Below are 8,301 nucleotides of genomic sequence, written 5' to 3'. Positions count from 1 at the left end.
GCACCGCTCGGGGCTGTACATACCGATGGTGAGGTGGGTGCCCTCGATCATCTCCGCCTGACGTTCGAGGTCGAAAGTGCTCCGGTCGAACGAGTGCCAGCGGACCGGAGCTGTCGTCTTCGGAGATCGCGATCCGCGCGGTAGCGCGATCTCAAGCGCGGACGGGATGGCGTCGACCAAGTCGTATCGGGCCAACGCGGTAGTCAAGCAGATCGTGGATCGAGGGGCGCGAGTCGCGATTTCGATGAGATTGAGATCAGCGACCCCCGCGTTCGCCTTCCTGTAGACGCCGCGACCGATGCGTATGAGGTTCTTTCCGCCGACGAGGTCCTGAAGGTCTCTGGTCTGGAGGCCGGCCGCCCTCGCTTCTTGGAAGCTGAAGGTGTCGGCGTCGATGATGTCGATTTTTGACTTCACGAGCTCCTCCTGCATCTGACTGCTTACAGATAAGGGTATCTGTAAGCATTTAGGTGCGGCGGGCCAACCTCGACGTCTGCATCTAACTGTATACAGATAATGCGATCTGTAAGCATTTAGATGCAGATGTCGGCTCGCCGAGGACGTGGGCGGAGAAGAACCCCTAGCCCAGGTGGTCGAGGTAGCGCAGGATGATGCCCTCGCGCAGGGCCCATGGGCACACTTCGAGCTCCTCCACGCCGAACGCGCGCATCGTCTCCCGGAGCACGACCCCGCCGGCGACGATCTGGAAGGTGCGGTCGGGGGTGATGCCGGGCAGGGCCGTGCGGGCGTCCGCGGGCATCTTGCCGAGCCGCGGCACCCAGTCCGCCAGTCCCGAGCGGGTGAGGGTCAGCCGGTCCGCCCCGCCCGGGCGCGTGGTGGACGAGCCGGCGAGACGGGCCAGCGAGCGTATCGTCTTGGAGGTGCCGATCACGTGCTCGTCGCCGGTCCGGTCGAAGCCGGACACGGCGGTCTGCAGCAGCCCGCGCGCGTGGTCGCGCAGGGCATCCACCTGCTCGTCGCGCGGAGGGTCCTCGTGCAGGAAGCTGATGGTGCTGCGGCCGGCACCGAGCGGGACGGAGACCGCGGTGTCGGGGTACTCGTCCGTGCCGGTCGCGAGTTCGAGCGAGCCGCCTCCGATGTCGAAGAGCAGGATGCGGCCGGACGACCATCCGAGCCACCGGCGCACCGCAAGGAACGTCAGCCGGGCCTCGTCGGCGCCGGACAGGACCTGCAGGTCGACACCGGTCTGCTCCCGGATCCGCGTGAGCAGGGCCGGGCCGTTGGTCGCCTCGCGAATGGCGGACGTGGCGAAGGGCAGCAGCTCCTCGATCCCCTCCTCCTCGGCCACCCGCATCGCGGACGAGATGGCGTCGAGGATGGCGTCGCATCCGTCGTCGCTGATCGCGCCACTCGTCGTGATGTACCGCATGAGCCGGAGGACCGACTTGTGCGTGGCGGCGGGGATGGGGCGTGCGCCGGGGTGCGCATCCACGATGAGCAGGTGAATGGTGTTCGAACCGACATCGAGGACTCCGAGGCGCACCATCAGAGACTACTGGCGGCGGAGGGCTCCGGCCGCCTCCGGCCGCCTCCGGCCGCCTCCGCGCTACCGCAGCGTGACCGAGTTCGCCTGGTCGTTCATCGAGCCGAGGCTGGAGGCGTCGACGGCGTACCCGTATGAAGCGCCCGAGTAGTTGGTGCCCTGCCAGAGCTTGGTGCTGCACCCCGAGAAGCTCTTGAACGAGCTGACCCGGCCGGACCAGCCGACGTTACCCAGCGGTCCGAAGTACCAGACCGTGCTGCCGTTGCAGGAACTCGAGTTGGTGATCTGGAAGAATGCGCCGCCGTAGCCGACGTCGTCGTACAACTGGCTCTGAACGAAGGTGGTCTGCACGCCGGCGGGTGTCACTGTATCGACGACCGCCCCTCGCGCGTCGAGGGGCGCGACCACCCGGAGATGGGCTCGGTCGAGCACGGCGCGGTTCAGATCCTCACCCGGGTGGACGCAGACGAGGGTGGCGGTGCCGAGGTCGTACGAGCAGGAGTCGACGGCGCCGGCCGCCCGTGGATCCAGCACTCCGTCCGTCGGTGCCGCCATCGCGGCTCCCGGCCCGGACAGCAGGGCGGCGAGCAGGGTGGCCATGCCGACCGTCCCCATCACAACGCGCGCACGAACAGCTTTCGAGAATCCCATTGGTCGCTCCCCCTGAAGCCCGGCCCCCTGCCGAGCACGCCCATTCTGCACCACGAAGCGCTTCGGAACAGGAAATCGAAACTTCGTTGAGAGGATTCGACGGGGGGAGACATTACCTGAGTATGAGCGAGTTGGCGGAGCCGCATCCCGCGGCCGACGAGGGGGAGAGGTCCGTCCCGGCGGACCTCGACCTGCTGCGTCAACTCGCCGACGGCAGCAAGGCCGCCTTGGCGGCGCTCTACGACCGGTACAGCCGCGTCGTCTACGCCTACACCGCCGCGAGGCTTTCGTCCCGGGAGGATATCGAAGAGATCAGCCAGGACGTGTTCGTCACGCTCTGGCGGAAGCGGGCGACGATCTCGATCGCCGGCGCTTCCGCCCTGCCGTGGCTCCTGGTCACCAGCCGCAACCTGATCGCCAACCGGCGGCGCTCCCTCCAGGTGGTGGAGAAGCGCCGCAGCGACAGTCCTGTGGACGGATCGCTCGCCGACTCCCGTCCGGGGCCGGAGGAGCTCGCCGAACGCGGCCAGCTCCTCGCCTATGTGGAAGACGTGGTGGCGACCCTCCCGGAGCCGGACCGCACCGTGTTCGAACTGTGCATCCGCGGTGACCGGAGCTACGAGGAGGCTGCGGCGCAGGTCGGGCTGAGCGAGGGGGCCGTGCGGAACCGGCTCTCGCGCCTCCGCGCGCGGCTCCGGAATGAACTCCGCACCCTCAGGGGGACGCCATGACCAACCACAACCTCCTCCCCACCGACGAGCGCTTCGACCAGATCAAGGAGCGACTGCTCGATGTCGTCGCCGCCGACGACCGCCGCCGGACCCGGAAGCACCGGCTGATCGCCATCGGTGTCGCCGGCGCCATCGTCGCGGGCACCACGGGCGCCGCGATCGCGATCGCCCTGGCGTCGCAGGGCCGGATCAACTACGAGACCGACTGCTACGCGGCCGCCGACCTGGGGTCGCGCCACGGGAGCTCAGTGCCGGTGACCGCCGACCTCGGCGAGAAGACCCCGACGCCCCTCAGCGAGCGCATCCGCAACGCCGAGGACGTCTGCGCCGCCACTTGGCGGATCGGCACCTTCTCCCCGGAGGGGTCCTCGAGCACGGCCGAGTACCCCGTCCCCCACCTGGAGACCTGTCAGCTGCCCGACGGGCGGCTCGCGGTGTTCCCCTCCGACCAGGCCCTCAGCGAGCTGTGCTCGCGACTGGGCCTCACCATCCCGCACGAGTGATGAACAGGGGTAGTCCACCACGTGCGGGATAAGGGACGGTGCCCGCCGCATCGGACGCCGGGGGATGGCGGCGGCGGGCACCTACCGACCCGATAGATGAAGACCGGACCGGATGCACCCAGTGTGGCGCACCGGAAGAAAGGAAGGAGACGGCATGACCGCAATCGATCCGGCCGCCTTGGAGCTGCCGCCCACGGAGCCCGTGGACATGACCATCCTGATCCAGCAGGTGCTCGACCGCGGGCACTGACGACTCGCTCGATCAATGCTGCTGACGCGTCCAGCGCGCGTCCTGCGCGCCTGCTCAGCTGCGGCGGGGGATCCGCACCGTGACCACGGCGCCTCCGGCCGGGCGATTGGATGCGTCCACGGTGCCGTGGTGGCGGGTCACCACCTCCGCGACGAGGGCCAGGCCCAGCCCGTAGTGGCGGCCGCGCTCCGTGCTGGGCTGCGCATCCCGTGAGGTGGCGAAGCGCTCGAACGCGCGACTCTCGACTCCGGCGGAGAAGCCGGGTCCGTCGTCCTCGACCGAGAGCGTGACGGCGTCCCCGGTGGAGGCCACGGTCACCTGCACGTGCGTGAGGGCGTGGTCGAGAGCGTTGTCGAGCAGCGCGACGATCATCCTCCGGAGCGAGACCGGGGCACCGGTGACCATGGCGCCCGGCTCGGCCGTGACCTCGACCCGGACGCCGCGCTCCTGAATGCTGCCCTCGGCCGAGCGCACGACGGCGGTGGCGAGTTCGCCGAGGTCGACGCCCTCGCTCTCGGCCGTCTGGCGCGGGTCGGCGGCGGTGAGCAGGTCCTGCACGATCTCGGTGAGCGCCCGGCTGTCGTCGACGATCTCGTCCAACCCGGACAGGAGCTCGTCGTCCTCGGTCGACGACTCCCGGGCGACATGTCGGCGCAGCAGCTGGGCGCGCGTGCTCAGCAGGGTCAGCGGTGTCCGGAGCTCGTGTCCGGCGTCGGCGACGAATCGCCGCTGCAGGGCCAGCGCCTCCGCCATCGGGCGGAGCGAGCGGCGCGCCACCACCAACCCGATCCCCGCCGCGGCCAGTGTGGCGATGAAGCCGGAGACGACGAGGGCCACCAGCAGCCGACTCAACTCCTCCTGCTGCTCGCCCAAGCCGTAGGAGACCTGCACGACCTTGCCGCGGCGGACATCCGTCTCGGTCAGGTAGCGCTGGCCGCCGGCCTCGACGATGCCGGATTGCGAGCCGCCGCGCTGGAGGACGTGCTGCAGCGCGGCCTCATCCGGGAGCCCCTCGGGCAGATTCGGCGAACTGTCCCGCCCCTCCGGGCTCACGACGGTGACCAGAAGGTCGCGCGGGGCGTCGTGCACGGAGTCGACCATGGAGGCGTCGGACAGCGCCCGCTGGGCCGCCTCGACCTGTCCCGCCGAGACGACGCTGAAGACGACGACCCCGAGAGCCACGAACAGGCCCACGATGATGAGCGCGAACTGGGCGGCCAGCCGGAGGGATGCGGTGTGCAGCTCCCGCTCGTCGGAGCCGATCACGATCGGCCTCCCGTCACGAGAGCGAGCCCATCCGGTAGCCGACGCCGCGGACGGTCTCGATCAGCGTCCGGCCGAACTTCCGGCGGAGATGGTGGACGTAGGTGTCGACGACGCCGGGGTCATCGGCGTCTGCGAACACGTCCTCGAGGAGCAGCGCCCGCGAGAAGACCTGGGCCGGGCGGCGGGCGAGACACTCCAGCAGGGCCGACTCGCGCTCCGAGAGGACGGTTCTGCTGCCGTCGGTCAGTGTCACGGTCCTGCTGTCGGTGTCGAGGCGTCCACCGGGGAAGCGGACGGTCGGGACCGTCGAGGAGGCGCGGCGCGTCAGTGCGCGCACCCGGGCGACGAGCTCGTCGATGTCGAACGGCTTGGCCAGGTAGTCCTCTGCGCCGGCGTTGAGGCCGTCGACGCGGTCGGGCGCGGTTCCGAGGGCCGAGAGCACCAGGATGGGCGTGGTGATCCCGTTCTCCCGCAGCCGGCGCAGGACATCGAGGCCGTCGACGGCGGGAAGTCCCCGGTCGAGCACCAGGACATCGAACGGCGAGGTGAGGCCGAGGTGGAGTGCGCGCTGGCCGTCGCGGGCGACCTCGACGTCGAACCCCTCCGATCCCAGCAGGGCGTCGAGCATGCTCGCGAGGCGACTGTCGTCCTCGGCGATCAGCACGCGCTGGTTCTCGGTCACCTGCGCAGTATAGGGCTGGCCCTCCCGGTGGCCGGGGCCGTCCGCCGCCGGAGCGATGGCCGTCATTCCACGCTCGCCGGCTGTGCGAAGGGGAGCCAGCCGGCTTCGAGGATGTGATCGTCGGCGTCGACGGCCAGCACCCCGCGTGCGCCCGCGCCGATCGCCCACGGGATTCCGCTCGGACCCAGGGCGAACACCGCGGTCGCGAGAACGTCTGCGGTGGTCAGGTCGTCGGCCACGACGGTCACGCTGAGCAGTGAGCGCGCGACAGAGCCGTCGCGCCCGTCGACGATGTGGGATCCGCGTTCGTAAGCCCCGGAGGTGGCGACGCCCGCATCGGTCACGGCGAGCACGGCCAGCATCTCGTCGGGCGTGTGCGGCGAACGGATGCCGACGCTCCACGGCCTGCCCTCTCCCGGCGTCCCCGCCACGATGACGTCACCGCCGGCGTTCAGGCAGTAGTCGCGGAGACCCGCAACGGCGAGCTCCTGTGCGGCCCGGGCGGCAGCCCATCCCTTCACGACGCCATCGAGGTCCCACGTGCCGTCGGGGCGCCGGATCCGGAAGGCGCCTCCGGACGCCGCGCTCGCCGCCTCCCCGATGGCGACGACCTCGCGGAAGTCCGTGCTGTGCTCGAAGCCGGCCGCGCCCGCTGCATTCGCCCGGCTCACCTCGCTGTCAGGACGGTAGGCGCTGAAGCGCTCGTCGGCCTCGCGCACAACCCGGAAGGCACGCTCGGCGGCCGGGGCCGCATCCACGTCGTCGCGGATGTCGATCGACATGGGGATGCCCATGACCGTCTCGAGGAACCTCATCGTCTGTCGATCGCCGACTGCACCGACTGGATGTAGCCCTCCGAGGTGTAGGTCGCGCCGGACACTGTGTCGATGTTCGCGGACTGCGAGGAGAGCACCTCCTGCTGGAGGATCGGGAGAGCCTGCTGGTTGATCTCCTGGTCGCGGCCGTTGCCGTCCGGAGCCTGGACCGTGTCGACGGCCGTGATCGTGTTGCCCGTGAAGGTGAGTTTCACCTGGACCGCGCCGTACTGGGTGTCGATGGCCGAGCCGGTCACGGTCTTCGTCGCGGCGGCCTGTCCGGGCGCGGGCGTCGCGGTGGCGGAGGGGGACAGCGATGCCGAGGCGGACGGCGTGGGCGTGCTCGTTGCGCCCGACGTCCCTGCCGTCGCCGCGGAGGTGGCCGCGTGCACCGAGGTGTCCGATGCGGTGACCTGCTCGCCGATCCCGTACAGCTTGAGGCCGACCGTCGCGCCCATCGTGACGAGGATCACGGTGAAGAGGATGGTTCCGCGCCAGGATCTGCTGTTCATGACATGCTCAGTTCTTCTCGGTGGATGAATCGCTTCGGCATCCGCAGGGCCCGGAGCGACGTCTCGGCCGTCTCGCCCATGCCCTCCGGGCCGCAGATGAACGCCTCCCAGTCGTGGAGGTCAGGGATGAGGCGGCGCAGCGCCTCCGGGTCGAGGGGGTCGTAGCCGAGCTCCGAGCGCCGGCCCACGAGCGGGATGACGGTCACGCCCGGAAGCGACTGCAGCTCGCCCAGCAGCGCCAGGCGCTGTGCCGACCGCGCGCGGTACAGGACGACCGGGCTCGCGCCACGGCGGACGAGCTCCTCCGTCAGGGCGCGGATCGGGCCGATGCCCGCCCCTCCCGCGATGAGCAGGATGCGTGCGCGGCTCGCCCGGTCGGCCGTGAACCGGCCGAACGGGCCTTCGACGAAGACCAGCGACCCGGGCTTCACAGCGGGCAGGCGGCTGGAGTGGTCTCCGAGGGCACCGACGGTGATCCGGAGGTAGCCGTCCGCCGGGACGGCGGACACGGAGTACGGATGCGCGGTAGCCAGATGGCCCCAGCTCAGGAAGCGGAAGAGGAGGAAGTTGCCCCCGCGCACGCCGAGCTCGTCGACGTGCGGCCCGGTCAGCCACACGCTGTTCACGCCCTCGCCCTCCGGGACCACGGTGACGACCCGCATCCTCCTCCGCCAGGCGTCGAGGGTCGGCAGGATGAAGCGCCAGGTCAGCACGGCTGAGGCCGTCGCCAGGTAGAGGGCGATCCAGATCACCCGGTTGAGAGGGTGGGAGACGAAATGCGCGCCGCCGCTGAGCTGGTGCGAGAACGTCAGGAAGATCGCCACGTAGGTCGTCACGTGCAGCCAGTACCAGATCTCGTACGACAGCTTCGTGCGGAGAAGACGCGCGCTGCTCAGCCCCACGACCAGGAACGCGATGGTCCCGACGAGGGCGGTGAGCATGTCCGGATAGTCCTGGAGGATCGACACGAACTCGGTCCACGGAGGATTGCGGTCCGCCAGCTCGCCGCCGATCACCAGGAACAGCACGTGCGCGACGATGAGGAAGACCACGGAGGCGCCGAGCGAGCGGTGCCAGGAGACCAGCTTGTCGAGCCCGACCGCGTCCTCGAACCAGGGGACCCGGGCGATGAGGAGCACCTGCGCGCAGACCAGGAACGCGCCGACCATCCCGCTGAGCTCGCCGAGCGAGGTCAGGGCATCGGCCGGTGTGGCCGCGAATCCCGCGGGCACGCTGAACCACCACATCCCGAGCACGACGAGGGTTCCCAGCACGAGAGCCGCTCGCACTGCGCGCGACCCGGCGCGCGACGGCGTCGGGCGGGGCCGGATCCGCGGCCGGACGGCCGGTGCCGGAACGCTCAGGGTGGGATCCATAGTGATAACGA

10 protein-coding genes are annotated in these 8,301 nt (G+C 70.1%); 2 read left to right on the top strand and 8 right to left on the bottom strand.

All coding sequences use genetic code 11. The features are described 5' to 3' along the window. From ACPYOG_RS05815 to ACPYOG_RS05805, 3 genes are all read right to left on the bottom strand, one after another. The coding region (locus ACPYOG_RS05815) for a type IV toxin-antitoxin system AbiEi family antitoxin domain-containing protein (RefSeq protein WP_481293304.1) at nucleotides 1-432 on the bottom strand (432 nt) is incomplete at its 3' end. A gap of 148 nt (nucleotides 433-580) precedes the next feature. Further along, nucleotides 581-1,507, bottom strand: coding sequence for a Ppx/GppA phosphatase family protein (locus ACPYOG_RS05810; protein ID WP_481293303.1), 927 nt, complete (start codon nucleotides 1,505-1,507; stop codon nucleotides 581-583). 60 nt (nucleotides 1,508-1,567) lie between these two features. Next, nucleotides 1,568-2,155 carry a hypothetical protein gene (locus tag ACPYOG_RS05805; protein WP_481293302.1) on the bottom strand — a complete coding sequence of 196 codons (588 nt, stop codon included), beginning with the start codon at nucleotides 2,153-2,155 and terminating at the stop codon, nucleotides 1,568-1,570. 122 nt (nucleotides 2,156-2,277) lie between these two features. On the opposite strand from ACPYOG_RS05805, the gene ACPYOG_RS05800 reads away from it, so the two are divergent. Then, nucleotides 2,278-2,886 (top strand): RNA polymerase sigma factor, encoded by a 609-nt coding sequence (locus tag ACPYOG_RS05800; RefSeq protein WP_481293301.1) that lies wholly within the window; start codon nucleotides 2,278-2,280, stop codon nucleotides 2,884-2,886. After that, nucleotides 2,883-3,389 (top strand): hypothetical protein, encoded by a 507-nt coding sequence (locus tag ACPYOG_RS05795; protein WP_481293300.1) that lies wholly within the window; start codon nucleotides 2,883-2,885, stop codon nucleotides 3,387-3,389. Before ACPYOG_RS05800 ends, ACPYOG_RS05795 begins: the two co-directional genes overlap by 4 nt. Before the next feature lie 304 nt (nucleotides 3,390-3,693). On the opposite strand, the gene ACPYOG_RS05790 is transcribed toward ACPYOG_RS05795, so the two are convergent. The 5 genes from ACPYOG_RS05790 to ACPYOG_RS05770 all read right to left on the bottom strand — a co-directional run bounded on the left by ACPYOG_RS05790 (nucleotide 3,694) and on the right by ACPYOG_RS05770 (nucleotide 8,290). Further along, nucleotides 3,694-4,905, bottom strand: coding sequence for a sensor histidine kinase (locus tag ACPYOG_RS05790; RefSeq protein WP_481293299.1), 1,212 nt, complete (start codon nucleotides 4,903-4,905; stop codon nucleotides 3,694-3,696). A gap of 13 nt (nucleotides 4,906-4,918) precedes the next feature. Continuing rightward, nucleotides 4,919-5,587, bottom strand: coding sequence for a response regulator transcription factor (locus ACPYOG_RS05785; protein ID WP_481293298.1), 669 nt, complete (start codon nucleotides 5,585-5,587; stop codon nucleotides 4,919-4,921). A 62-nt stretch (nucleotides 5,588-5,649) separates the two neighbouring features. Beyond that, nucleotides 5,650-6,402 carry an FAD:protein FMN transferase gene (locus ACPYOG_RS05780; RefSeq protein ID WP_481293297.1) on the bottom strand — a complete coding sequence of 251 codons (753 nt, stop codon included), beginning with the start codon at nucleotides 6,400-6,402 and terminating at the stop codon, nucleotides 5,650-5,652. Continuing rightward, entirely contained in the window at nucleotides 6,399-6,914 is a 516-nt protein-coding gene (locus tag ACPYOG_RS05775; protein ID WP_481293296.1) for an FMN-binding protein, read from the bottom strand. The genes ACPYOG_RS05780 and ACPYOG_RS05775 overlap by 4 nt, the downstream gene beginning before the upstream one ends. Next, nucleotides 6,911-8,290, bottom strand: coding sequence for a ferredoxin reductase family protein (locus tag ACPYOG_RS05770; protein ID WP_481293295.1), 1,380 nt, complete (start codon nucleotides 8,288-8,290; stop codon nucleotides 6,911-6,913). Before ACPYOG_RS05770 ends, ACPYOG_RS05775 begins: the two co-directional genes overlap by 4 nt. Between the last annotated feature and the right edge of the window lie 11 nt (nucleotides 8,291-8,301).

The organism is Leifsonia sp. HAY1-4F (assembly GCF_056755275.1).
This window is presented reverse-complemented; position numbering and strand designations above follow the sequence as displayed.